23 protein-coding genes and 1 pseudogene are annotated in these 23,687 nt (G+C 61.6%); 7 read left to right on the forward strand and 17 right to left on the reverse strand.

Annotated features, from left to right (window positions below; genetic code table 11):
* Positions 1-18 precede the first annotated feature (18 nt).
* The 3 genes from CO657_RS18715 (at position 19) to CO657_RS18725 (ending at position 3,222) form a co-directional block, all read left to right on the forward strand.
* Positions 19-1,029, forward strand: a complete 1,011-nt coding sequence (locus CO657_RS18715; RefSeq protein WP_054182449.1) for an ABC transporter substrate-binding protein — start codon at positions 19-21, stop codon at positions 1,027-1,029.
* A 67-nt stretch (positions 1,030-1,096) separates the two neighbouring features.
* A complete protein-coding gene (locus CO657_RS18720; protein ID WP_054182448.1) occupies positions 1,097-2,317 on the forward strand; it encodes an acyltransferase family protein in 1,221 nt (406 codons plus the stop codon).
* A gap of 167 nt (positions 2,318-2,484) precedes the next feature.
* Positions 2,485-3,222, forward strand: a complete 738-nt coding sequence (locus CO657_RS18725) for a sugar transferase (protein WP_003589856.1) — start codon at positions 2,485-2,487, stop codon at positions 3,220-3,222.
* A gap of 149 nt (positions 3,223-3,371) precedes the next feature.
* Here the strand turns inward: CO657_RS18725 and CO657_RS18730 are convergent, their stop codons facing one another.
* The 8 genes and pseudogenes from CO657_RS18730 to CO657_RS18765 form a co-directional block, all read right to left on the reverse strand.
* On the reverse strand, positions 3,372-3,779 hold the full coding sequence (locus tag CO657_RS18730) for a F0F1 ATP synthase subunit epsilon (RefSeq protein ID WP_003589854.1): 408 nt from the start codon (positions 3,777-3,779) through the stop codon (positions 3,372-3,374).
* Positions 3,779-4,017 (reverse strand): annotated as a pseudogene (locus CO657_RS18735) (hypothetical protein). The gene CO657_RS18730 and the pseudogene CO657_RS18735 overlap by 1 nt, the downstream one beginning before the upstream one ends.
* Positions 4,017-5,453 (reverse strand): F0F1 ATP synthase subunit beta, encoded by a 1,437-nt coding sequence (gene atpD / locus CO657_RS18740; protein ID WP_003589853.1) that lies wholly within the window; start codon positions 5,451-5,453, stop codon positions 4,017-4,019. The pseudogene CO657_RS18735 and the gene atpD overlap by 1 nt, the downstream one beginning before the upstream one ends.
* 23 nt (positions 5,454-5,476) lie before the next feature.
* The gene (locus tag CO657_RS18745; protein WP_003589852.1) at positions 5,477-6,361 is read right to left on the reverse strand and encodes a F0F1 ATP synthase subunit gamma; all 885 of its coding nucleotides are present in this window, start codon (positions 6,359-6,361) and stop codon (positions 5,477-5,479) included.
* A 28-nt stretch (positions 6,362-6,389) separates the two neighbouring features.
* Complete coding sequence (gene atpA / locus CO657_RS18750; RefSeq protein ID WP_003589851.1) at positions 6,390-7,919, reverse strand: F0F1 ATP synthase subunit alpha; 1,530 nt, start codon at positions 7,917-7,919, stop codon at positions 6,390-6,392.
* Positions 7,919-8,485, reverse strand: a complete 567-nt coding sequence (locus CO657_RS18755; protein ID WP_003589849.1) for a F0F1 ATP synthase subunit delta — start codon at positions 8,483-8,485, stop codon at positions 7,919-7,921. The genes atpA and CO657_RS18755 overlap by 1 nt, the downstream gene beginning before the upstream one ends.
* Before the next feature lie 253 nt (positions 8,486-8,738).
* A complete protein-coding gene (locus tag CO657_RS18760; protein WP_049733471.1) occupies positions 8,739-9,128 on the reverse strand; it encodes an AGROH133_08824 family phage infection protein in 390 nt (129 codons plus the stop codon).
* An 80-nt stretch (positions 9,129-9,208) separates the two neighbouring features.
* Positions 9,209-11,425: a primosomal protein N' gene (locus CO657_RS18765; RefSeq protein WP_054182447.1), complete on the reverse strand. Its 2,217-nt coding sequence runs from the start codon at positions 11,423-11,425 to the stop codon at positions 9,209-9,211.
* Positions 11,426-11,625: 200 nt separating this feature from the next.
* Between CO657_RS18765 and CO657_RS18770 the strand changes: the two genes are divergently transcribed.
* Positions 11,626-12,558, forward strand: coding sequence for a dihydrodipicolinate synthase family protein (locus CO657_RS18770; protein ID WP_054182446.1), 933 nt, complete (start codon positions 11,626-11,628; stop codon positions 12,556-12,558).
* Between the two features lie 3 nt (positions 12,559-12,561).
* On the opposite strand, the gene CO657_RS18775 is transcribed toward CO657_RS18770, so the two are convergent.
* Together CO657_RS18775 and CO657_RS18780 are read right to left on the reverse strand one after the other, a co-directional pair.
* Complete coding sequence (locus CO657_RS18775) at positions 12,562-13,044, reverse strand: GNAT family N-acetyltransferase (protein WP_054182445.1); 483 nt, start codon at positions 13,042-13,044, stop codon at positions 12,562-12,564.
* Positions 13,045-13,054: 10 nt separating this feature from the next.
* On the reverse strand, positions 13,055-14,005 hold the full coding sequence (locus CO657_RS18780; protein ID WP_054182444.1) for a GNAT family N-acetyltransferase: 951 nt from the start codon (positions 14,003-14,005) through the stop codon (positions 13,055-13,057).
* A gap of 139 nt (positions 14,006-14,144) precedes the next feature.
* Between CO657_RS18780 and CO657_RS18785 the strand changes: the two genes are divergently transcribed.
* The 3 genes from CO657_RS18785 to CO657_RS18795 all read left to right on the forward strand — a co-directional run bounded on the left by CO657_RS18785 (position 14,145) and on the right by CO657_RS18795 (position 17,546).
* Positions 14,145-15,080 carry a tyrosine recombinase XerC gene (locus CO657_RS18785; RefSeq protein WP_054182443.1) on the forward strand — a complete coding sequence of 312 codons (936 nt, stop codon included), beginning with the start codon at positions 14,145-14,147 and terminating at the stop codon, positions 15,078-15,080.
* Positions 15,081-15,217: 137 nt separating this feature from the next.
* Positions 15,218-16,291 (forward strand): TraB/GumN family protein, encoded by a 1,074-nt coding sequence (locus tag CO657_RS18790; RefSeq protein WP_054182442.1) that lies wholly within the window; start codon positions 15,218-15,220, stop codon positions 16,289-16,291.
* A gap of 199 nt (positions 16,292-16,490) precedes the next feature.
* Positions 16,491-17,546 (forward strand): TraB/GumN family protein, encoded by a 1,056-nt coding sequence (locus tag CO657_RS18795; protein ID WP_054182441.1) that lies wholly within the window; start codon positions 16,491-16,493, stop codon positions 17,544-17,546.
* Positions 17,547-17,556: 10 nt separating this feature from the next.
* Here CO657_RS18795 and CO657_RS18800 read toward each other — a convergent pair whose 3' ends face one another.
* The 7 genes from CO657_RS18800 to odhB all read right to left on the reverse strand — a co-directional run bounded on the left by CO657_RS18800 (position 17,557) and on the right by odhB (position 23,659).
* Positions 17,557-18,057 carry a cytochrome b gene (locus CO657_RS18800; protein WP_054182440.1) on the reverse strand — a complete coding sequence of 167 codons (501 nt, stop codon included), beginning with the start codon at positions 18,055-18,057 and terminating at the stop codon, positions 17,557-17,559.
* 206 nt (positions 18,058-18,263) lie between these two features.
* On the reverse strand, positions 18,264-19,670 hold the full coding sequence (gene lpdA, locus CO657_RS18805) for a dihydrolipoyl dehydrogenase (protein ID WP_054182439.1): 1,407 nt from the start codon (positions 19,668-19,670) through the stop codon (positions 18,264-18,266).
* A 26-nt stretch (positions 19,671-19,696) separates the two neighbouring features.
* Positions 19,697-20,335 carry a LysE family transporter gene (locus CO657_RS18810; RefSeq protein ID WP_054182438.1) on the reverse strand — a complete coding sequence of 213 codons (639 nt, stop codon included), beginning with the start codon at positions 20,333-20,335 and terminating at the stop codon, positions 19,697-19,699.
* A 20-nt stretch (positions 20,336-20,355) separates the two neighbouring features.
* Complete coding sequence (locus CO657_RS18815) at positions 20,356-21,108, reverse strand: SDR family oxidoreductase (protein ID WP_054182437.1); 753 nt, start codon at positions 21,106-21,108, stop codon at positions 20,356-20,358.
* Positions 21,105-21,635, reverse strand: a complete 531-nt coding sequence (locus tag CO657_RS18820) for a hypothetical protein (protein ID WP_054182436.1) — start codon at positions 21,633-21,635, stop codon at positions 21,105-21,107. Before CO657_RS18820 ends, CO657_RS18815 begins: the two co-directional genes overlap by 4 nt.
* On the reverse strand, positions 21,632-22,381 hold the full coding sequence (locus CO657_RS18825; protein ID WP_054182435.1) for a DUF4241 domain-containing protein: 750 nt from the start codon (positions 22,379-22,381) through the stop codon (positions 21,632-21,634). The genes CO657_RS18820 and CO657_RS18825 overlap by 4 nt, the downstream gene beginning before the upstream one ends.
* Before the next feature lie 12 nt (positions 22,382-22,393).
* Positions 22,394-23,659 (reverse strand): 2-oxoglutarate dehydrogenase complex dihydrolipoyllysine-residue succinyltransferase, encoded by a 1,266-nt coding sequence (odhB, locus tag CO657_RS18830; RefSeq protein WP_054182434.1) that lies wholly within the window; start codon positions 23,657-23,659, stop codon positions 22,394-22,396.
* Positions 23,660-23,687 lie beyond the last annotated feature (28 nt).

Raw genomic sequence — 23,687 nt, forward strand, 5'->3', positions numbered from 1 at the left:
AGACCTGAGGAGGTCATCATGCTGCTTCTCACCCGTCGCCAGACGATTCTCGCCGCCATCGCGGCAGGCCTTGCCGGCCGCCCGGCTTTCGCCCAGTCGGCGCCCGCAAAGGCTCGCATCGCGCTCGACTGGACGCCCAACACCAACCATATCGGTATCTATGTCGCCAAGGCGAAGGGTTTTTATGCCGCCGCGGGCCTCGATGTCGACATTCTACCCTATGCCGATACCAGTGCCGGAACGCTGGTTTCGAACGGCGTCGCCGACTTCGGCATCAGCAGCGAGATCGAGGCCATCACGCAGCGCGCCGGCGGTGGTGACGTGAAGATGGTCTACGGCGTCGTTCAGACCGAAACAGCGCGCTTGATCTTCAAGGGTGGACGCGACGACATCAAGAGCCCGAGGGATCTCGACGGCAAGACCTATGGCGGCTTCGGCGGCACCTGGGAGAGCGCGCTGATTTCCGCGATGATCCGCAATGATGGCGGCAAAGGCGAGGTCAAGACCGTCACGCTCGGCACCTCCGCCTACGAGGCGCTGGACAATGGCTCGATCGATTTCACCCTGGAGATCTATACCTGGGAAGGCGTCGCCGCCGAACTGGAAAACCGGAAAATCGCCCGCTTCCACTATTCCGACTATGGCATTCCCGACGAGCAGACCACGGTCATCGTCTCCAGCGACACCTATCTTTCGGCCAATCGGGACAATGCCCGCGCTTTCATTCAGGCGACGCGGAAGGGTTATGCCTATTCCGTCGATCATCCCGACGAAGCCTGCGCGCTGCTGATAACAGAGAGCAACGGCGCGCTGATGAACGCCGAATTGGTGAAAGCTTCGCAGAAGGCATTGATCGAAGGACACTTCCTGAAATCCGAGGCCGGTGTGATCGGCACCCTCGATCCGGCCAAGGCCGATGCTATCGGCGGCTTCCTGGTCGAGAACGGCATTCTGGTCGATGCGAATGGCGCCGCACTCAAGGAGAAGCCGGACTTTTCCACCTATTATACCAACGACCTGCTGGCCTGAGCCAGCCCTGGCCTTGCCCGCCGCGGTGTTCCGCGGCAAAGTCTTGAGCTATAAGGCGAGGGACAGGATGCGACAGCAGGAGAGATTGGCCGGAGCGGACTTTCTGCGCGCGACGGCTTGTCTGCTGGTGCTTGCCCACCATCTCGCGCTCCGGCTGGATATGCGCAGAATTCCCGACGAACTGGGAACGGCTGCGCAGATCCTCCGCTTCGGCAATTTCGGCGTTGCCATCTTCTTCGTGCTCAGCGGCTTTCTTCTTGCTCATCCCTTCTGGCGCGAGCTCGACGGCGGCGGCGAGATGCCGAGCCTCCGCCATTACACGATCCGCAGGGCGGCGCGCATCGCGCCGGGCTTCTGGGTGGCCGCCACCGTCAGTTTCGTCCTCAGCCTGACGCTGCTTGCCCTGCCGCTGACGCCGGAGCTTACACTTCGCTACGTCTCCGGGCTGCTGTTCATGAGCCAGTGGCATTGGCGCACGTTTTTTCCGGTCGAAGCCGACGGACCCCTCTGGTCCATTCCCTTCGAGGTCACCAGCTATGTGCTCCTGCCGGTCTGCTTTTTCCTGCTGTTTCGCTTGCCCCGCCTCAGGCAGCGCCCGCTGCTTGCCCGCTTCGCCTGGCTGTGCGTCATCGCAGGCGTCCTCCTCGCCCATCTGCTGATCCTCACCGTCTTTCCGCTCGACGACATCGGACGCGGCTGGCAGTACGGCCTCCAGGGCGGGGCAAAGGAGTGGATGCCGAGATATAATCCGATCGGCTTCTTTGCCATCTTCGCCCTCGGCGCGCTGGCCGCCGGCATCGAGATCATGCTGAGAAGGCGGTCCTCCTTCTGGTTCGATGCCGCAGCGCTGCTCACCCTCGCCGTTGCCGGCTACCGCCTCGTCATATCGCCGGGCGGCACCCCTGAAGCTTACGGCTGGCTCGATATCCCCTATGGCTTCCCGGTCTTTCCGCTGGCAATCGCAACGGCGCTCGTTTCGCTCTGCCATTCGCAGCGCCTGGGCAGGCTGCTCGACAATGCGCCCGTCCGCTATATCGCAAAGATCTCCTTCGGCATCTATGTCTGGCAGGAGATCATCCTGATATCGATCCAGAGGCTCGATCCTGGTTCGTTCGGCGTCTCCTCGGAAATTGTCGTCACCGGCTGGCTGCAGTCCTGCGGACTGGCGGCAGCGCTCGTCCTTCTCGTCGCCAGCCTCAGCTACCACCTGCTGGAGAAACCGGCGATCGACCTCGGCAACCGGCTGACATCCCGCCAACCCAATCGGGCTACTCCTTTCAAAGTATAATCTTTGAATCGGCGCAACTACAGGCGTTAAGGTTAACGCGAAATACTCCCATTTTTGGCTTCTTTAGGGTTACGAATTTCTTTTTTATACCCATGACAAACGTTACGTGACCATGTATCTGTCTCCCGGTAGTTCAGTATCGCATCTAAACTTGTGGACCTTGCGTAATGAATGCTTTTACTTCGAAGACGAATTCACGCTTCGATCCGTCTCAGCGTCAGGACAAAACCAAGACCCTGGTTATCGCGAACTCCAACATTCGCCAGCCGGATAGCTTTTCACCTGTCGAAAGAAAGATGGCTGTGCGTCTGGGCGTGAAGCGGCTGTTCGATATCGTCGCCTCACTCAGCGCCCTCATCGTCCTGGCGCCGTTTTTTCTGGCGATCGCTCTCTTCATCAAACTCGATGATGGCGGCCCGGTCTTCTTTCGGCAGATCCGCTGGGGACTGAACGGCCGGAAGATCATGGTCTTCAAGTTCCGCTCGATGCGCGCCGAAGATTGTGATCCGAGCGGCGTTCAGCAGACCGTCAAAGGTGACAGCCGAATGACCGGTATCGGCGCACTGCTCCGACGGACCAACATCGACGAGCTGCCGCAGCTTTTCAATGTCCTCATGGGCGAGATGTCTTTGGTCGGTCCGCGCTGCCATGCAATCAATATGCGTGCGGCCGGCAGGCTCTACGAGGAACTGGTGCCGGACTACCACCAACGCCACATCATGCGTCCCGGCATCACCGGCCTGGCGCAGACACGCGGCTGGCGGGGCCCGACGGCGCGACCGTTGCAAGCCCGCGCCCGCATCGCCTGCGATATCTACTATGTCAGGAATTTCAGCCTGTTGCTCGACTTGAAGATTCTGCTGAAGACGCTCGTCATCGAGCTGCGTGGCGGCACCGGCTTCTGAGACAATCCGGCACGTCGGCAAAGCGGCCATAGCGGCCGCTTCTTCGTTTGAATCTGCCGGCGGACATTGCCCGCCGGATCCCGGGAGATGAGCAGATACAAAAAAGGCGGCTGTTGGGCCGCCTTTCATTCATTGAAAATCGATTGCGATCAATCCTGCTGGACGACGCCGCGCAGATGCGTCAGTTCCATGATGAAGTGTTCGAGCTTCGACTTGTGCTCGTGCAGCTCGGTATCCTCGAGTTCCTTGCGGGCAGCCTCGATGCGGCGGGTCAGCTCGTCCTTGTGGAGTTCCTCGACCGGTACCGCGGATTCGGCAAGCAATGTGCAGCCGGTCGGCAGGATATCGGCAAAACCGCCGAACACGACATAGTCCTGCTTCTTGCCGGAGGCCGAACGCACGCTCACGACACCCGGCTTGATCGTCGTCATCGTCGGCGCATGGTGCGCCATGACGGTCATTTCGCCTTCCGTCGCGGGAATGACGACCTCGGTCACCATCTCCGACAGCAGCAGACGCTCCGGCGAAACGAGCTCAAAGTTGAAATTGTCAGCCATCAGTGACTTACCTTCTCGGCTATGGCTTTCGCATCTTGCAATTGGGTCCCGCAGAACGGGCAGTGCATTATCGCTTGGTCGAGATAACCGAGGCCTTCCTCGCTCTGGACCAGACCGACCACCATCATCGCACGCCGTTATCGGCACGATAGATGGTGGGCGCGGCTGGTTCCGGAAGATCCGCCACGACCCCTTTCAAGGAATCGCAGCAGAATATCTCGTCTAGCGCGTCGCTCATCAAGCCGCTGCGAGCTTCTTGGCCTTTTCGATCGCTTCTTCCATCGAGCCGACCATGTAGAAGGCAGCTTCCGGCAGGTGATCGTATTCGCCGTTGACCAGGCCCTTGAAGCCCTTGATCGTGTCTTCGAGAGCAACCAGCTTGCCCGGCGAGCCGGTGAAGACTTCGGCAACGAAGAACGGCTGCGACAGGAAGCGCTCGATCTTGCGGGCGCGGGCAACGGCAATCTTGTCTTCTTCGGACAGTTCGTCCATGCCCAGGATGGCGATGATGTCCTGCAGGGCCTTGTAGCGCTGCAGCGTCGACTGGACCTTACGGGCGACTTCGTAATGCTCTTCGCCGACGACCATCGGGTCGAGCATGCGCGAGGTCGAGTCGAGCGGGTCGACGGCCGGGTAGATGCCCTTTTCAGCGATCGAGCGCGACAGAACCGTCGTCGCGTCAAGATGCGCGAACGAGGTTGCCGGCGCCGGGTCGGTCAAGTCGTCGGCCGGAACGTAAATGGCCTGGACCGAGGTGATCGAGCCGGTCGTCGTCGTGGTGATGCGCTCCTGCATCTGGCCCATGTCGGTTGCGAGCGTCGGCTGATAACCGACGGCCGACGGGATGCGGCCGAGCAGAGCCGACACTTCGGAACCTGCCTGGGTGAAGCGGAAGATGTTGTCGACGAAGAACAGAACGTCCTGGCCCTGGTCGCGGAAATGTTCGGCGACCGTCAGGCCGGTCAGAGCGACGCGGGCGCGCGCACCCGGCGGTTCGTTCATCTGGCCGTAAACCAGCGCGGCCTTGGAGCCTTCGCCGCCACCATGCTTGTTGACGTTCGATTCGATCATTTCATGGTAAAGGTCGTTGCCTTCGCGGGTGCGTTCACCGACGCCCGCAAAAACCGAGTAACCACCATGCGCCTTGGCGACGTTGTTGATCAGTTCCATGATCAGAACGGTCTTGCCGACGCCGGCGCCGCCGAACAGGCCGATCTTGCCGCCGCGTGCGTAGGGCGCCAGAAGGTCGACGACCTTGATGCCGGTGACGAGGATCTGCGCTTCCGTCGACTGCTCGACATAGGACGGCGCATCCTGGTGGATGGCGCGCTTGTGCGCGGTGACCAGCGGGCCTGCTTCGTCGACCGGCTCGCCGATGACGTTCATGATGCGGCCGAGCGTCTCGTTGCCGACCGGAACCATGATCGGAGCACCGGTATCGCTGACTTCCTGGCCGCGCACGAGACCTTCGCTCGAGTCCATCGCGATCGTCCGGACTTCGTTCTCGCCAAGGTGCTGCGCAACTTCGAGAACCAGACGGACGCCGTTGTTGGTGGTTTCCAGCGCGTTCAGGATCTTCGGCAGTTCGCCTTCGAAAGCAACGTCGACGACGGCGCCGATAACCTGTGTGACCCTGCCGACAGAGCCGATCTTGGGGGTAGCTGCCTCAGCCATTTTCTGACCCTCTTTTCCTAGCCTCAGAGCGCTTCCGCGCCCGAAATGATTTCAATGAGTTCCTTGGTGATCTGCGCCTGACGCTGGCGGTTGTAGCTCAGCGTCAGTTTGTTGATCATCTCACCGGCATTACGCGTCGCATTGTCCATGGCGCTCATCTTCGCGCCCATTTCGCCGGCGACGTTCTCAAGGAGCGCGCGGAAGATCTGGACGGAGATGTTGCGCGGGATCAGGTCTTCGAGGATCGAAGCCGGATCCGGCTCATATTCGTAGACTGCGCCGGCATGTGCCGCATCTTCGGCCTGCACTGCGCCCGTCGAAGCCGGGATGAGCTGCTGCGCCGTCGGGATCTGGCTGATCACCGACTTGAACTCGGAATAGAACAGCGTGCAGACATCGAATTCGCCTGCCGCGTACATATCGATGATGCGCTTGCCGATCTGGTCCGCATTCTCGAAGCCGATGCGCTTGACGTCGCGCAATTCCTTGCGCTCGATGATCAGCGAAGCATATTCGCGGCGAAGGATGTCGTAACCCTTCTTGCCGACGGTGAAGATCTTCACCGTCTTGCCCTCGGCAACCAGCTTGCGCACATGATCACGCGCAAAGCGGGCGATCTGCGAGTTGAAGCCGCCGCAAAGACCGCGTTCGGCCGTGCAGACCACCAGCAGATGAACCTGGTCCTTGCCGGTCCCGGTCATCAGTGTCGGCGCGCCGTCCGCATCGGTGACGGCCTTGGCGATGTTCGCCAGAACCGCACCCATGCGCTGCGAATAAGGCCGGGCGGCCTCGGCCGCCTCCTGCGCACGCCGAAGCTTCGCCGCGGCGACCATTTTCATCGCCTTGGTGATCTTCTGCGTCGCCTTGACGGAGGCGATCCGGTTTTTCAGATCCTTAAGTGAAGGCATCCGTGATCCGTCCTAACTTAGGGCCTGATTACGAGAAAGACTTTGCGAAGCTATCGAGAGCAGCGGTGAGCTTGCCCTTGGTATCGTCGCTGATTGCCTTTTCCGTGCGGATCGCGTCGAGGATGGCGGAGCCTTCCGAACGCAAATAGGAGAGGAAGCCCTGCTCGAACTTGCCGACCGAAGCGACCGGCAGCTTGTCGAGATAGCCGTTGACGCCGGCGAAGATCACCGCGACCTGCTCTTCCGTCTTCAGCGGCGAGAACTGCGGCTGCTTCAGGAGTTCGGTCAGGCGTGCACCACGGTTCAGCAGGCGCTGCGTCGCAGCGTCGAGGTCCGAACCGAACTGGGCGAAGGCGGCCATTTCGCGATACTGGGCAAGTTCACCCTTGATCGAGCCGGCAACCTGCTTCATCGCCTTGATCTGCGCCGACGAACCGACGCGGGAAACCGACAGACCGACGTTCACGGCCGGGCGGATACCCTGGTAGAACAGGTCGGTTTCAAGGAAGATCTGGCCGTCGGTGATCGAGATCACGTTGGTCGGAATGAAGGCCGACACGTCGTTGCCCTGCGTTTCGATAACCGGCAGAGCGGTCAGCGAACCGGCGCCCTTGTCGTCGTTCATCTTCGCAGCGCGCTCGAGCAGACGCGAGTGCAGGTAGAAAACATCGCCCGGATAGGCTTCGCGGCCCGGCGGGCGGCGCAGCAGCAGCGACATCTGGCGGTAGGACACGGCCTGCTTCGACAGGTCGTCATAACCGATCAGCGCATGCATGCCGTTGTCGCGGAAATATTCGCCCATGGCGCAGCCGGCAAACGGAGCCAGGAACTGCATCGGGGCCGGGTCGGAAGCGGTGGCGGCAACGATGATCGAATACTTCAGTGCGCCGCGCTCTTCGAGCACCTTGACGAACTGGGCAACGGTCGAGCGCTTCTGGCCGACGGCGACGTAGACGCAGTAAAGCTTTTCGCCTTCCGGGCCGTTGTCGTGAATGGCCTTCTGGTTGAGGAAGGCATCGAGAAGAATGGCGGTCTTGCCGGTCTGGCGGTCGCCGATGACCAGCTCGCGCTGGCCGCGGCCGACCGGGATCAGCGCATCGATGGCCTTGAGGCCGGTCGACATCGGCTCATGAACCGACTTGCGTGGAATGATGCCAGGCGCCTTGACGTCGACGCGCGAGCGGCGCGTTGCGTTGATCGGGCCCTTGCCGTCGATCGGGTTGCCGAGCGCGTCGACGACGCGGCCGAGCAGTTCCGGACCGACCGGAACGTCGACGATGGCGCCGGTCCGCTTGACGGTGTCGCCTTCCTTGATGTCGCGGTCGGAGCCGAAGATGACGACGCCGACATTGTCGGATTCGAGATTCAAAGCCATACCGCGGATGCCGCCGGGGAACTCGACCATTTCACCGGCCTGGACATTGTCCAGACCGTAGACGCGGGCGATACCGTCACCGACGGAGAGAACCTGGCCGACTTCCGAGACTTCTGCCTCTTTGCCGAAATTTTTGATCTGGTCTTTGAGAATTGCGGAAATTTCCGCGGCGCGGATATCCATCAGCCAACCTCTTTCAATGCGAGCTTAAGAGTGGAGAGTTTGGTACGAAGAGACGTATCAATCTGGCGGGACCCGACCTTAACGATCAGACCACCAAGAATTGACGGATCAACCGTGACGGCAATCGTCACGTCTTTGCCGGTAACGCTCTTGAGTGCCACCTTCAATTCGGTTTCCTGCGCTTGCGAAAGCGCATGCGCCGAGGTGACCTCGGCGGAGATTTCACCGCGATGGTTCGCGGCGATGATGCGGAAGGCCTTGATCATGCCCGGCAGGGCGAACAGGCGGCGATTGCGCGCCACGACCTTCAGGAAATTGGCGAAGAAGCCGCTGATTCCGGCCTTCTCGCTGATGGCGACGATTGCCTTCAGCTGGTCCTCGGCAGAGAAAACCGGGCTTGCGACGAAGCGCTTCAGATCGGCGCTCTCATCCAGCATTGCCTGGAAACGGTCAAGATCGGCGGTTACGCTGTCAACGGCGCCCTGCTCGAGCGCCAGATCGAAAAGCGACGAGGCATAGCGCTCGGCAACACCAGATGTAAGCTGGGACGTGTCTGCCACGGGCACAAATTTCCCTGATTTCAACCCAAAATCCGGCTCTCGGCGGACGCCGCACCTATGATCTTGAATTCGTTTTGATTTCCCCCAGAAACCACAAGAGAAGCCTCTTGCTTCTTCCGAAATTCGGGGTCCGTCTAACATAGGATGTTCGGACTCGCAACACGCGTAATGCCCGAATACGCCTTTCACATGAATTTCTGTTCGCAAAATTGCGCAACGGCCTGAAAGCGAGCCGCGCAAGCCGCCGCCGGCGGCGAAATTATGTCTGGAAGAAGCCGAAAACATACAGCAGCGGCAATGCCGCGATAATCGCCTGCACAACCAGAAGTAAATAGTTGAGGTACGTACTCCCCTTATCTGACAGAATGGAGACGATGCGGGCAAACGCGGCCATGGCGAATGCTGCGCCGAAGACGGTATAAATTAACGTCTGAGCCAGCATGACAGCACCGAGGCCAAGACCGAGATAGAAACCGCCCATCGATCGGACCTCGCTGAAACCTTCACGCCGCTCGCCGCGCGGCGCCAGGCCGAAGACCCTCATCGCAAGACCGGGCGCAAACATGATGACGAAGCCGGCAAAGGCTGTGAAGGCGGCTGCGCCGAAGGCAAGCTGCTCACCAAATTCCGTCGGAAATTCAAACTCCATGCCTCGACCCCAAATCCATCCGCTGATTCTGCGTTTATGCCATGATCGGCCGCATCCGGAAACGCAGCGCGCGGAACGATCTACAGAAAGCTCTGCGGATCGATGTCGAGCTGCACCTGCACCGATCCGCGCTCCTTCGGCGATTGCGACAGCATCGCCCGCAAAAAGCCCTGCATGTCGGAGTTGCGCCGGCCGTGTACCAAAAGACGGAAGCGGTGGCGGCCGCGCACCAGCGCCAGCGGCGCTTCCGCCGGGCCGAGCACCGAGATGCCGGATACCTGCGGTGCCGCGTTGCGCATGCCGCGCGCATGGTTTTCGGCGTCATGGCGGGTTTCGGCCGAGACGATGATCGAGGCGAGCCTGCCGAAGGGCGGCAATATGGCGCGTTCGCGTTCGGTGATCTCGCGCTCATAAAAGGCGTCGGAATCGCCTGAGACGATCGCCTGCATGACTGGATGCTGCGGCTGATAGGTCTGCAGCAGCCCATGGCTCTTGAGGCCGGTGCGCCCGGCCCGGCCCGTCACCTGCGACAGAAGCTGGAAGGTGCGTTCAGCGGCGCGCGGATCGCCATTGGCAAGGCCGAGATCGGCGTCGACGATGCCGACCAGCGTCATCAGCGGAAAATTATGGCCCTTGGCGACGAGCTGGGTGCCGATGACGATATCGGCCTCACCCTTGGCGATCGCCTCCAGCTCCAGCCGCAGCCGCTTCACCCCGCCCATGATATCCGAGGAGAGAACGATCGTCCGCGCCTCCGGGAAATGCCGCTCCACCTCCTCGGCAATACGTTCGACGCCCGGGCCGCACGCAACCAGATGGTCGAGCGTGCCGCATTCCGGGCATGCCTCCGGCGTGCGCTCGGCATGGCCGCATTGATGGCATTGCAGCTGTTTACGAAAGCGATGCTCGACCAGCCAGCTCGAACATTGCGGGCATTGGAAGCGATGGCCGCAGACGCGGCAGAGCGTCAGCGGCGCATAACCGCGGCGGTTGAGAAAGAGCAGCGCCTGTTCGCGCTTCTCCACCGTCTTGCCGATCGCCCGGATCAAGACCGGGGACAGAAAACCGCCGCGCTCCGGCGCATGCCGGCGCATATCGATCAGATGCAGGTCCGGCAGCGCCGCGTCGCCGAAACGCGTCGGCAGGTGGACGGTGCTGTAGCGCCCGCTCTGCCCGTTGACCTGGCTTTCGACCGACGGCGTCGCCGACACCAGAATGACGGGAAAATCGCCGATGCGGCCGCGCACCACAGCCATGTCGCGGGCATTGTAGAAGACGCGATCTTCCTGCTTGTAGGCCGGATCATGCTCTTCGTCGACGATGATGAGGCCGAGATCCTCGAAGGGCAGGAAGAGCGCCGAGCGGGCGCCGGCCACGACGCGGACCTCGCCGGTCACTGCCTGCCGCCAGACCTTTTCGCGCATGCGCGGCGCGAGATCGGAATGCCATTCGGCCGGCTTTGCGCCGAAGCGGTCCTGAAAACGCTCCAGGAAACTTGCCGTCAGCGCGATCTCCGGCAGCAGGATCAGCACCTGCTTGCCGCGTTTCAGCGTCTCGGCGATCGCCTCGAAATAGACCTCGGTCTTGCCGGATCCCGTCACCCCGTCGATCAGAGACACGGAAAAATCACCCTTGCGGACATCGGAAACGATCTCCGCGGCCGCTTGCTTTTGCGGCCCTTCGAGACGTGCGGCCGTAAATTCCGGATCGGGCAACGACGCCACCGGCGGCGGCGGCAGGAATATCGTCTCAAAAATGCCGAGCGTGATCAGCCCGTCGACGACGCTTGTCGAAACACCCGCCGCATGGGCCAGGCCGCTGCGTGTCCAGGACAAACCGTCGGAGGCCGTGTCCAGCACCCGGGCGCGCGCCGGCGTCATCCGCTCCGGTTCGCCGCCGACGAATTTCAGCCCCTCCACCATCGGTTCCGGCTCGAAGGCGTTCGGCGCCCTCAGCGCCATCCGAGCGACGAGGCCGGGCGGCGAGAGCGTATAGGCCGCGACCCAATCGATGAAATCGCGCATCTCCCGGGTCATCGGCGGGCAGTCGAAGACATGGCTGATCGGCCGGAGCTTCTTCGGATCCACGCCATCCTCGCCGCCGTCCCAGACGACGCCGATCACCTGCCGCGGGCCGAGCGGCACCTGCACGACCGAGCCGGGTTCGACCGCCATGCCATCCGGCACCGAATAGGAATAGGGTTTGGGCGCCGGCATCGGCACCAGCACGGGAACCGTTCGGTTCGCGGGCGGTGCCTCGAAAAGCGCGCCAAAGAGATCGGACGAATCTGTGCTCATCGGGCGAGACCATGCCCGCAAATCGATGCAATTGGAACCGCAAAGACAAGGCTGGGTATCGGGCAAGGAATGTGGCTTTGGAGATCCCCCGTGCCCTTACGAAAAGCTTGCCGGGCGAGCGATTGGCCGCATAGATTGCCGGAAGGATTGTTCGAAATGCCGGAGCCTTTGCTCTTCGGCCGCTGAATTGGAGAGCACCGATGGCCAGACTGACCGAAGATGCCAAGGGCGTCTATGTGATCGCCGTAACCCCGTTCACCGATGACGGTGCGCTCGATCTCGACAGCATCGACAGCATGGTCGATTTCTACGAAGGCGCCGGCGTCACCGGCCTGACGGTGCTTGGCCAGCTCGGCGAGGCCCCGAAGCTGACCGCCGAGGAATCGCGGATCGTGGTCGAGCGTGTGCTGAAGCGTCTCGACGGGCGCTTGCCCGTCGTCGTCGGCGTGTCGGCACCGGGGCTTGCGCCGATGCGCGAACTTGCCGAAGCCGTCATGGGCGAAGGTGCCGCCGGCGTCATGGTCGCGCCGCCCTGGACCGTCAAGACCGACGACCAGGCTTTCGCCTTTTACCAGTCGGTCGGCGAGGCCCTCGGCGATACGCCCTTCGTGCTGCAGGATTATCCGCTCACCACCAATGTGACGATTGCGCCCAAGGTTATCGAGCGCATCGTCAACGAGGTGCAAAATTGCGTCATGCTCAAGCACGAGGACTGGCCGGGCCTTTCAAAAATCACCGCGCTCCGCGCCGCCAGCGACAAGGGCACCATGCGGCGCATCTCCATCCTTTGCGGCAATGGCGGGCTTTTTCTGCCAGAAGAGATGGGCCGGGGCGCCGATGGCGCGATGACCGGCTTCTGTTATCCTGAGATGATGGTCGGTGTCGTCGCGGCCTATGCAGCCGGAAATCCGGATCGCGCCCACGAGATCTTCGACGCCTATCTGCCGCTCGCCCGCTACGAACAGCAGCAGGGCATCGGCCTTGCCTCCCGCAAATATGTGCTTGCCAAGCGCGGCGTCATCAAATCCGCCACCTTGCGCAAGCCGGGCGCCAAGCTTTCGGCGCTCGATATTGCCGATGTCGAGCGGCTGCTGGCCCGTCAGGCCATCCGCCTCAAAGAGATCGGGGCCTGAAGCTTAAACCGTGAAGAACGAGCCTGAAACATCCCGACCGGAGGGGATGTGGGCAATTTCGAGACAAAGTATATCGCCGTCCGGCGCGTGAGGCCGAAACCCGAGAGCCTCCCAGAATTTGGCTGCACCGGGATTGCCCGGATGAACGGTGACGACACTGCAGAAATCCCGCGCATGATTGAGCAGCGCCAGGGCCAGCAGCCGGCCGATGCCGTGCCCGCGCATTTCGGGGCGGACGTAGAAACGCCGCATCCGCAATGCTTGGGATAGGGCGAGTTCGACGGTCATGCCCCCGACGCCGGCAAGCGCCTCCCCGACATAGGCGCCAAGCAGCCTCTCGCCGCCACGCTCGAACCTGATCTCGCCAGCCGACCATTCGTCGATAAGGCGGGCGATATGGAGATGGCCCTCCCGCCGGGCCTCGCTTTCGAGGTCGGCGATCTCCGGCGGCAATCGATCGCGGATCACGCGGATGTCGACCGACATGGCAGGACCTTTAGACTGCAGGAACGGCAAGCTCGCGAGGCGTTGATGCAGCCGGAAGGCTGACCGGCACGAAGGCCGCGTCGCCATCCGCCGCCATATCGTGCACCGTATGTTTCTCCAGCGCCTTAGTCACATCGTTGAGATCACCGTCCAGATGTTCGGCCGGAATGAGGTTGCCGATCACGAAATCGAAACGGTCGCCGCGCTTGTTCAACAGCTCGTGAAAGACCGTCATGTCGCGGAGCTCGGTCGACCACTTCGCCAGCCAATAGAACAGGCCGGAATTGCGCGCCGTCATGTGGACGGGAAGGATCGGCAGATTGTATTTGCGCGCCAGCCCGACGGCCGAGGTCTTCCACGGGCGTTCGTTCAGCCGGCCGTTGGCCCAATAGGCGATGCGGCCTGAGGGGAAGAGCACCGTCGCCTTGCCTTCCCTGACCGCGTGGTTGGTCAATTGCAGCGTTTCACGCGCCTTGAGCTTGCTCTTGTGCTCCTCCCGCCATTCGACGGGAATGATCATCTCGGCAAACCGCGGATTGACGCGGATCGCATCGCGGTTGGCGAAGAACATCATATCCGGCCGGCGCGTCTTCAGGAGATCGAACACGGCGACACCGTCGGCGATGCCGGTGGGATGGTTGCTGACCAGGATGAAGCCGCCGGCATCGGGGATGCGTTCGCCGTTGGTGATGCCGATATCGAGTTTCAGCACGTCGCTCAGATATTCGAACGACTGGAAGCCCGGCATCTTGGCAACGGCATTGGCGAATTCGATCGCCTTGTTGTAGCGCAGCAGCGTGTAGAGGAACGGCCGCATGACCGGCCAGAGCGGATTTTTTACGATCCTCTGGCCACGTTCGGCAATCAGCGTATCGACGATATGACCCGGCTTTCCCTGTGAAACGAGAGCGATCGCTTCCGCGAGCTGTCCGAAAGCCGTCATGGAGTCGCGCCGTGCCATGAAAGATCCTGTCTATGGGCTATAAGCTATCGCAGTGGAATATGATCTAAGGATGACAAAGGCTTGGCGGGCATTAGCAATTCCATAACCGTTCCTGTTTCAAATTGGCGGACTTGAAGGCAAATTCAAGGCCAGCGACGTGAACGAACTGCTTGTTATCGCCGATCCGCGCCTGATGGCGGAACGGGCCGCATGGCTCGAAAATCTCGCCCGCGAGCGTCGTCTTTCCGAGCATACACTCGATGCCTATGAGCGCGACACCCGTCAATTCCTGACCTTCCTGACCGGCCATCTCGCCGGCCCGGCGACGCTTGGCGATATCAGGGAGTTGCGTCCCGCCGATTTCCGCGCCTTCCTGGCTGCGCGGCGCAAGCAAGGCTCCGGCGCTCGCTCGCTCGGCCGCAATCTCGCCGGCCTTCGTTCGCTGCTGCGCCACCTCGAAAAGAAGGGCCTGGTCAATGCCGCCGGCGCCGGCGCGATCCGCTCGCCGAAACAGCCGAAATCGCTGCCGAAGCCGCTGTCGGACGCGCAGGCGATCACCGTCGTCAGCAACGAAGCCCAGTTGCACGACGAACCCTGGATCGCCGCCCGCGATGCGGCTGTCATGACGCTGCTTTACGGTTGCGGCCTGCGCATCTCCGAAGCGCTGGATCTCCTTCCCTCAGACCTTAAGAAGGGCGCCACAACGCTGCGCATCACCGGCAAGGGCAACAAGACGCGGCTGGTGCCGCTGCTGTCCGTGGTGTTCGACGCGGTCGAGAAATACCGCACGCTCTGCCCCTATGATCTCGAGCCCGGCGAGCCGCTGTTTCGCGGCGCCCGCGGCGGCAAGCTGCAGGCGGCGATCATCCAGCGCGCCATGCAGAAGCTGCGCAGCGCCTTTGGCCTGCCGGAGACGGCAACGCCCCATGCGCTGCGCCACTCCTTCGCCACCCACCTGCTTGCCGGCGGCGGCGATCTGCGCACCATCCAGGAGCTGCTCGGCCATGCCAGCCTGTCCACGACACAGGTCTATACCGGCGTCGATGCGTCGCGGCTGCTTGAGGTATATGATCGCGCTCATCCGCGCGCGTAGAGCCTTTTCCGGTCGGATCGAAACATTCTGCCGAAGCAAGAAAGACTCTAAGCTTTCGTTAACGCATTCTCTTAAAGGATTATGCGCAAGCCGGGCGTAGAGCATGAAACCACAAGGCATGTGACCGGAACATCATCATGACGACATCCATCGGCCGCCGGACTTTTCTCGCAGCATCCGGCAATCTGCTGCTCTGGCTGATTGCGGCCTTTCACATGCTGCTTCTTGCGGCCCTGTTTTTGGCCTTCCTGGCGGCCAGACCGGCGGCGGCCGAAGACGCGGCCTGCACCGGCCGCAACCTGATGGTCGAGCTGCAGCAGAACGATCCCGCCCGCTATGCCGAGGCGCTGAAGGAAGCCGACGCGACGCCAAACGGCAAGGGCATCTTCTGGAAGATCGAAAAAGCAGGACTCCAGCCTTCATGGCTGCTTGGCAGCATGCATGTCACCGATCCGCGCGTGCTGGCCCTGCCGCCGCGCGCAAAGGCCGCTCACGATGCAGCCAATACGATCATCATCGAATCCGACGAGATCCTCGATGAGCGGAAGGCGACCGCCGCCCTGCTCGCAAAGCCGGAGCTGACGATGTTCACCGACGGCACGACGATCGACAAGCTGCTCTCTCCCGAGGATTACAAGCGCCTTGAAGTCGGTCTGAAGCAGCGCGGCATTCCGCTCGGTGCCGTCTCCCGCATGCGGCCCTGGATGATCTCGAGCGCCGTCGCCCTACCGGCCTGCGAGATCGCCCGCAAGGCCAAAGGCGTGCAGTTCCTCGATCAGAAAATCGCCGCCGATGCCGCTGCTCAGGGCAAGCAGGTCAAGGGGCTGGAGACCCTTGCCGAGCAGATCCAGGCCATGGCCGACCTGCCGATCGAATTCCATCTGAAATCGCTGATCGAGACGCTGGAACTCGGCGACAAGATGAGTGACGTCGTCGAGACGATGACCGACCTCTATCTCTCCGGCGATATCGGCCTGACCATGCCGATGCTGAAGACCGTGACGCCGCAAACGGAAGGCGAAGACAGCGACTACGCCGCCTTCGAACAGCGCGTCATCCTCGACCGCAACAAGGTGATGGCCGAGCGCGCCGCCCCCATTCTCGACGGCGGCAACGTCTTCATGGCGGTCGGCGCCCTGCACCTGCCCGGCAAGGCCGGCGTCATCGAACTGCTGCGCCAGCAGGGTTTTACCGTCACCGCGGTGAACTAAAGCGCGCCGCGATCTTTCAGATTCGCTCATTGCGCTTCAGCTCTTTTGTCTACGCATGTCGTTGCCGCAGAACCGCTGCGCACTTTTGCGCGACATGGGTCAGGTCCAAACCCGATCGTTAGTCTCATCGAGATTGACAACCTCAGTTTGCATACGTCACATGGCGGCATTTATGACCCTTTCGCCAAGAGAGTCTTCAATGCTCAGCCACAATATGGCTTTCACCTCGAGAGCAGCCTCGACAGGTCTTTCCACGTTCGGAAACGGTGCATTGCTCATCATGGCGGCGGTGTTGACGATATTTTCCTTTTCGCATGCCTTGGCGGATGACGAGTTGGCCTGCCCAGGTCAGAACCTTTTCACCCAGTTGCAGAAGGAAGATCCCGTTCGTTTCAAAAAAGCAGTTGAGCGAGCCGAGACGATACCGAACGGCAAAGTAATCTTCTGGAAAATCGAAAAATCAGGTCTTGAGCCTTCCTGGTTGCTCGGCACAATGCATGTGAACGACCCCCGTGTTTTGGATATGCCGGAAGGATTTTACGAGGCCTATGAGACTATCGACACTCTGACCGTCGAGTTAGCGGAGGTCGCGCAGCCAGAAAAACTTGCGATGGAAATCTTGAAGCATCCCGAACTTACGACGCTTCAAGGCGACAAGACGCTCGATCATATCCTGCCCTCCGATGCAACCAGCGACGTAGCTGCCGGTTTGAAGAAAAAGGGAATCAGTATGAACCTGATGGCGAAGATGCGGCCATGGTTCATCTACATGGGGCTGCAGACACGCGGTTGCGACGTCAGGCGCAGCGCAAAGGGCTTTAAAGTACTGGACCAGTCTCTTGCTCTCGACGCGCTCAATGATGGCATCGATCTGGTCGGCCTGGAAACGCCGGTCGAACAACTTGAAGCCATGTCGGATGTCCCGGACAATCTCATGCTTCAAAACCTGCGGGAATTTCTGGCACTTCCCAATGGTATGGATGACATATCCGAGACGATGATCGACTTATACGATCACGGCGACGTCGGAATGATCTACTCATTAATGGAGTTCGTTTCGACAGATCAAGCTGCTGCAAAAGCATTTGAAAACCGTGTGATAACGGATCGAAACAAGGTCATGGCTGAACGGGCAAAGCCCTATCTCGACAAAGGGCGCACCATGATCGCCGTCGGAGCGGCGCATCTGCCCGGCGACGACGGTTTGGTTGAACTGCTGCGCCGGCAGGGTTTTACCGTCACCGCTGTAAACTGAACGACCAGGCTCAGCCGAGCGTCATGCGGCGCAGCACATTGGTTTTCCAATAGAACTGATGGACGAGCGCGCCCGCAACATGCGCCGCGATCAGCGCCCAGAGAACGATCTTCAGGACCTCCGCGTGGAACGACCCGGCGGGATTGATGCCGAAATAGTAGGCGGCGATGCCGGTAAGCGGCATGGCGAAGATCAGAATGTACAGACCGGCATGGGCAAGCTTTGCCGCAAGACGGAAGATCGCCGGCTCCTCCGCCACCTCGTCCGGCACGCCTTTGGTAAAACGCAGTCCGAGCCGTATGATCGCAAGCAGCAGAATGGCGATGCCGACATAGGCATGGATATTCGCCGACGCAATCTGCTCCGGCGTCGGCACTTCGCCTCTGCGCATCAGCCGATGCCAGACATTCATGCCGTCGGGAAACAGCAGATTGAAGAAGATCAACAGCGCGATCGTCCAATGAAGCAAACGCTGGCTTAGGCTGTAACCCGTGGCGGACGGCTGTTGCATTTTCTAACCTTCGTCACATGCTGAATTCTAATGCATGTCGCCCGGAAGTGTGCAGCGGTTCCGGGATAACGACATGCATAAAAACAAAGAGCTAAAGCGCGTCGCATGAATCAAGTTTGACGCGACGCGCTTTATGATACGCCACAATTAAAACAGCCGCCTGCCTTGCGGCAAGCGGCTGAATGCTTTGTTACGAATATGTAAGATTACATATGGATCGGCTTGAAGAAGGTCGCAAGAGCGGCTTCCTTCACCGCTTCCGACATCGTCGGATGCGCATGGCACGTGCGGCCGAGATCTTCCGACGAACCGCCGAACTCCATCAGCACGGTGATCTCGTGGATCATCTCGCCGGCGCCGAAGCCGACGATATGGCCGCCGAGCACCCGGTCGGTTTCCTTGTCGGCAAGGATCTTGACGAAACCATCGGTCGCCAGCATCGCGCGGGCACGGCCGTTCGCGGTGAACGGAAACTTGCCGACCTTGTAGGCGATACCCGCCGCCTTCAGCTCTTCCTCGGTCTTGCCGACCGAGGCGATCTCCGGCTGCGTATAAACGACGCTTGGAATGACGTCATAATTGACGTGGCCATGCTGGCCGGCGAGGATTTCAGCAAGCGCCACGCCCTCGTCTTCCGCCTTGTGCGCCAGCATCGGGCCCTTGACCACGTCGCCGATCGCATAGATGCCGGCGACATTGGTCTTGAAGTGACCGTCGATCTCGACGCGGCCGCGATTGTCGAGCGCAACACCGGCCTCCTCGAGGCCGAGCCCCGCCGTGTAGGGCTTGCGGCCGGTGGCGATCAGCACGACTTCGGCATCGAGCGTCACCTTGTCGCCGCCCTTGACCGGCTCGAACGTGACCTTGGCGCCCTTGTCACCCTTTTCGACGCCGGTGACCTTGGCGCCGAGATGGAAATCGATGCCCTGCTTGGCGAGCATGCGCTGGAACTGCTTGGAGACTTCGCCGTCCATGCCGCCGAGGATGGTGTCGAGATATTCGACGACGGTGACCTTGGCGCCGAGGCGCGACCAGACAGAGCCGAGCTCGAGGCCGATGACGCCGCCGCCGACGACGATCAGCGTTTCCGGCACCTTCTCCAGGGCAATACCGCCGGTGGATGAGATGATGGTCTTTTCATCGATCTCGACCTGCACGCCGGGGATGCCGGCGACGTCGGAGCCGGTGGCGATGACGATGTTCTTGCCTTCGATCTCCTGCACCGTGCCATCTTCGGCGGTGACGGCAACCTTGCCGGCCGAGACGATCTTGCCGCTGCCCTGGAAAGCATCGATCTTGTTCTTCTTGAAGAGGAAGGCGACGCCGTCGACATTCGACTTCACCGTGGCGTCCTTATGGGCCATCATATTGCCGAGGTTGAGCGTCGGCGCCGCAATGTCGATCCCCAGCGCGCTCATGCCGTGGCCGGCCTGATGGAACATTTCGGAGGCATGCAGCAGCGCCTTCGACGGAATGCAGCCGACGTTCAGGCAGGTGCCGCCATAGGTCGCGCGCTTTTCGACGACGGCGACCTTGAGGCCGAGCTGGGCTGCCTTGACGGCGCAGACATAGCCGCCCGGGCCGGTTCCGATAATGATCACATCGTAAGACATTGCTTCTTTCCCTTTGGATTTTTCAATTAGTCGGCCGCGCGCGACAGCGCGAGGCGGAAGCCGAAGCCGACGAGCGCCGCTCCGGTAATGCGGTTGAACCATTTGCCGCTGGCGATGAAGCGGTCACGGATCGCCTTGACCGTGAAGAAATAGGAGACACCGGCAAACCAGGCGACCAGCGCCGTCGCCATGCCGATGCCGTAGGAGAACTGGATCAGCGCCGGCGTGTCGTGATGCACCAGCGTCGAAAACAGCGACAGGAAGAACAGCACCGGCTTCGGGTTCAGCGCATTGGTGATGAAACCCATGCCGAGGCATTTCAGCATCGAGACCGGCTTGCGGTCCTCGGCCGTCACTTCGATCTCCTGCACCTTGAAGCCCGGCTCGCGGAACGACTTGATGCCGAGATAGACGAGATAGGCGACACCCGCCCATTTGATCATCGCAAACAGCATCAGCGATTTCGACACGATCAGGCCGAGGCCGAGGATGGTGTAGCTGATATGGAAGAGCAGCGAGAAGCCCATGCCGAGCCCGGTCATAACAGCGGCGCGGCGCCCATGCACGATGCTCTGGCGCAGGATGACGGCGAAATCGGCCCCCGGCACGACGATGAAGATCGAGAAAACCGCCATCAGGGCGAGAAATTCGAGAATATACTGCATGCTGTTTTTCGCCCTGTCTTCTAGCGGCCGCCGCTCACATTGAGGATCGCGCCGGTTATATAGGAAGCCGAAGGGGAAAGAAGATAGAGGATCGCATCCGCCACCTCCTCGGCCGTGCCGGCCCGCTGCATCGGGACCGACGGCGCCATTTCCCGCGCCCGATCCGGCAGCCCGCCCGAAGCATGGAGGTCGGTTTCGATGATGCCGGGCCTGACCGCATTCACGCGAATGCCCTCGACAGCGAGCTCGCGCGAAAGCCCGACCGTGAACGCATCGATCGCCGCCTTCGAGGCGGCATAATCGACATATTGCGTCGCCGCGCCGAGGATCGCCGCCATCGACGAGACGTTGACGATCGCCCCGCCCTGACCGCCGTGCCGGCTCGACATGCGGCGTATCGCCTCTGCGGCGCAGAGCATGGAGCCGGTCACATTGACGCACAGCATGCGCTCGATCCGCTCTGCCGACATCTCATCGACCCGCTGCGGATAGTCGACGATGCCGGCATTGTTGACGAGACCGTCTAGCCGGCCGAAATGGCCGTCGACCGCCGCAAACATCGCAGCGATATCCGCAGCCTTGCCGACATCACCCTCGATCGCCACCGCCTCGCCGCCATGCTCGACGATCGATGCCACGACAGCATCCGCGGCCTTGCGGTTGGAGGCGTAATTCACCGCGACACGCCAGCCCTGGCGCGCGGCGAGGCGGCAGACCGCGGCGCCGATGCCCCGGCTTCCACCGGTCACGAGAACAACAGGGGTATCGCTCATGTCGCACACTCCTTGAATGTCAGCACATCCCATGGCGCCACGGAAGCCTTGCCCTCGCCCCAGGCGCTGGATTCGCGGATGGCAGGACCAAGGCCGGGAAGCACCAGCCTTTCGGCCGCCGCCGCCCCTTCCGGCTGCAGATTGTCCATCTCGCCCTTGGCGTCCACGCCATAGACGGCGCCCTGCCAGACCGTGCAGGCATCGAGATCGGCGCCGGTCGCATCACCCTCGGGGCAATTGAACATCAGAATGCCGATGGCGCGCACCGGATCTTCGGATGGCATCACATAGCCTTCCATCACGACCGGCGTTTTGAGGGCATGGACTTTGAACTGGTTGCTGGCGGCGGCCGAGGCGGAATTCAGCGGGGCAAAGCGCAGTTCATAGGCGCCATCGCGATCGACATAGACGGCCCGTTCCTGCTTGCATTCCGCCCCGAGCAAGGACACCGGAACGGCGCAAAACGCTGCGGCTGCAATTGCAGCCACACCTTTCCGCTTCGCCGTGATCCCGACACTCCCGCTCATTGCAGCTTCGGTTCCTTCCGCCCGTCGGCATTCTCGACAACGTTGAAATCCGTCAGCAGCACCAGCGCCCGGCCATCCCGGTCGAGCCCCCAGAAAACCGGATAGAAACCGTCGCCCCAGCCGCTCCAGAACACCGCGACATTGCCTCTCTTGCCGGCGACCGGCCGGTGCAACGCATAATGGCCCTTGTTGGCATCGAGATCCGCGGCCAGCACATCGTCGTAATAATTGACATCGGCGTCAGGTTTTTGCGCCTGCGCCTGCGCTTCACGCTCTCCGATCAGCTCAAGCGTATCGGCATCCATGTAACAGCCGAGGCCGGCATCGACCGGGTAGCCGAAAATCTCGCCGTCCTTCAGCGTCGCGACGTCCTGGCCGGGCAGGACGGCAAGCTCCCAATGATCCGGCTTGCCCTCGGCAAACCGCATGCTGGCGGCAGCGATGCGCCCGAAGGCCTGGTAGAGCGTCACCGGATATTCGCCCGGCGCAACCGTTCTTGCCAGCGCCGGACGATCGGGCTGGGCGAGCGGATCGGCCGCGACGATGCGCCCGGAGGTCAGCTCGACATTGCCCATGTGGATCGCGTTGATCGACCGGCCGGAGAGTTCGGCGTCGCTGAGCGCCACCAGCTCGAAATTGCTGCTTGCCTTGCTGATATCCCAGCCGGCCGCCGCTGCTGAAACCGGGACATGCGCGGCGGCAGCGCAGAGAAGAAGGCGCGCCGCTCGCATGATCCGGTTTCGCATGGAATAACTCCCTTAAAGATCGAGAACCAGACGTTCCGGATCTTCCAGGCTTTCCTTGACCCGCACGAGGAAGGTGACCGCTTCCTTGCCGTCGACGATGCGGTGATCGTAGGACAGCGCCAGATACATCATCGGACGGATAACCACCTGGCCCCCGATCGCCACTGGCCGCTCCTGGATCTTGTGCATGCCGAGAATGCCGGACTGCGGCGCATTCAGGATCGGCGAGGACATCAGCGAGCCGTAGACGCCGCCATTGGTGATGGTGAAGGTGCCGCCCTGCATGTCGGCCATGGAGAGCGAGCCGTCACGGGCTGCCTTGGCAAGACGGCCGAGTTCCTTCTCGACTTCGGCGATCGACATCTGGTCGGCATCGCGGATGACGGGAACGACGAGACCCTTGTCGGTGCCGACGGCCATGCCGACATGGCAGTAATTCTTGTAGATGACGTCGGTGCCGTCGATCTCGGCATTGACCGCCGGCAGTTCCTTCAGCGCATGCGTGACCGCCTTGGTGAAGAAGCCCATGAAGCCGAGCTTGACGCCGTGCTTCTTCTCGAAAATGTCCTTGTACTTGTTGCGCAGATCCATGACCGCCTTCATGTCCACCTCATTATAGGTGGTGAGCATGGCGGCGGTGTTCTGCGCGTCCTTCAGGCGCTTGGCGATCGTCTGGCGCAGGCGCGTCATCTTCACGCGCTCTTCACGCGAGGCATCCTCGACCGTCGACGGGCCGCGCGCAGCGGCAGGAGCGGCGGCGGGGGCTGCAGCCGGAGCGGAAATGCCCTTGGCGACGGCAGCAATGACATCGCCCTTCAGCACCTGGCCGCGCTTGCCGCTGCCGTCGATCTGATCGGCCGAAAGGTTGCTTTCGGCAAGCATCTTCGAAGCCGCCGGTGCCGGCGGCATGGTGGAGACGGAAGCGCTCGACGACGCTGCGGCAGCAGCGGCAACCGGCGCCGGTTGAGCGGGAGCAGCAGCGGCCGGCTGGGCAGGCGCGGCGGCCGGGGCAGCAGCAGCCGGTGCAGCAGCAGCGACGGCACCTTCGGCGATCTGGCCGAGCAGTGCGCCGAGGCCGACGGTCTCGCCGGCGGCGACAACGATTTCCGAAAGTGTGCCGGAGGCGGGTGCCGGAACTTCGATGGTCACCTTGTCGGTTTCAAGCTCGAGAATCGGCTCGTCGGCCTTGATGGCGTCGCCGACCTTCTTGAACCAGGTGCCGACGGTTGCCTCGCTGACGGATTCACCGAGAGTTGGAACGCGGATTTCTGTGGCCATTGTTCAGATCCTGATTTCGTGTGTGTTC

This window comes from Rhizobium acidisoli (assembly GCF_002531755.2).
GTDB lineage: Bacteria > Pseudomonadota > Alphaproteobacteria > Rhizobiales > Rhizobiaceae > Rhizobium > Rhizobium acidisoli.

Coding starts and splice junctions, on each gene's coding strand:
- CO657_RS18815 (WP_054182437.1), bottom strand. CDS start 21,108: ATGAGCGATACCCCTGTTGTTCTCGTGACCGGTGGAAGCCGGGGCATC.
- CO657_RS18780 (WP_054182444.1), bottom strand. CDS start 14,005: ATGGCACGGCGCGACTCCATGACGGCTTTCGGACAGCTCGCGGAAGCG.
- CO657_RS18820 (WP_054182436.1), bottom strand. CDS start 21,635: ATGAGCGGGAGTGTCGGGATCACGGCGAAGCGGAAAGGTGTGGCTGCA.
- CO657_RS18765 (WP_054182447.1), bottom strand. CDS start 11,425: ATGAGCACAGATTCGTCCGATCTCTTTGGCGCGCTTTTCGAGGCACCG.
- CO657_RS18825 (WP_054182435.1), bottom strand. CDS start 22,381: ATGCGAAACCGGATCATGCGAGCGGCGCGCCTTCTTCTCTGCGCTGCC.
- CO657_RS18725 (WP_003589856.1), top strand. CDS start 2,485: ATGAATGCTTTTACTTCGAAGACGAATTCACGCTTCGATCCGTCTCAG.
- CO657_RS18790 (WP_054182442.1), top strand. CDS start 15,218: ATGACGACATCCATCGGCCGCCGGACTTTTCTCGCAGCATCCGGCAAT.
- CO657_RS18720 (WP_054182448.1), top strand. CDS start 1,097: ATGCGACAGCAGGAGAGATTGGCCGGAGCGGACTTTCTGCGCGCGACG.
- CO657_RS18770 (WP_054182446.1), top strand. CDS start 11,626: ATGGCCAGACTGACCGAAGATGCCAAGGGCGTCTATGTGATCGCCGTA.
- odhB (WP_054182434.1), bottom strand. CDS start 23,659: ATGGCCACAGAAATCCGCGTTCCAACTCTCGGTGAATCCGTCAGCGAG.
- CO657_RS18745 (WP_003589852.1), bottom strand. CDS start 6,361: ATGCCTTCACTTAAGGATCTGAAAAACCGGATCGCCTCCGTCAAGGCG.
- atpD (WP_003589853.1), bottom strand. CDS start 5,453: ATGGCTGAGGCAGCTACCCCCAAGATCGGCTCTGTCGGCAGGGTCACA.
- CO657_RS18715 (WP_054182449.1), top strand. CDS start 19: ATGCTGCTTCTCACCCGTCGCCAGACGATTCTCGCCGCCATCGCGGCA.
- CO657_RS18795 (WP_054182441.1), top strand. CDS start 16,491: ATGCTCAGCCACAATATGGCTTTCACCTCGAGAGCAGCCTCGACAGGT.
- CO657_RS18730 (WP_003589854.1), bottom strand. CDS start 3,779: ATGGCTGACAATTTCAACTTTGAGCTCGTTTCGCCGGAGCGTCTGCTG.
- CO657_RS18800 (WP_054182440.1), bottom strand. CDS start 18,057: ATGCAACAGCCGTCCGCCACGGGTTACAGCCTAAGCCAGCGTTTGCTT.
- lpdA (WP_054182439.1), bottom strand. CDS start 19,670: ATGTCTTACGATGTGATCATTATCGGAACCGGCCCGGGCGGCTATGTC.
- CO657_RS18760 (WP_049733471.1), bottom strand. CDS start 9,128: ATGGAGTTTGAATTTCCGACGGAATTTGGTGAGCAGCTTGCCTTCGGC.
- atpA (WP_003589851.1), bottom strand. CDS start 7,919: ATGGATATCCGCGCCGCGGAAATTTCCGCAATTCTCAAAGACCAGATC.
- CO657_RS18810 (WP_054182438.1), bottom strand. CDS start 20,335: ATGCAGTATATTCTCGAATTTCTCGCCCTGATGGCGGTTTTCTCGATC.
- CO657_RS18775 (WP_054182445.1), bottom strand. CDS start 13,044: ATGTCGGTCGACATCCGCGTGATCCGCGATCGATTGCCGCCGGAGATC.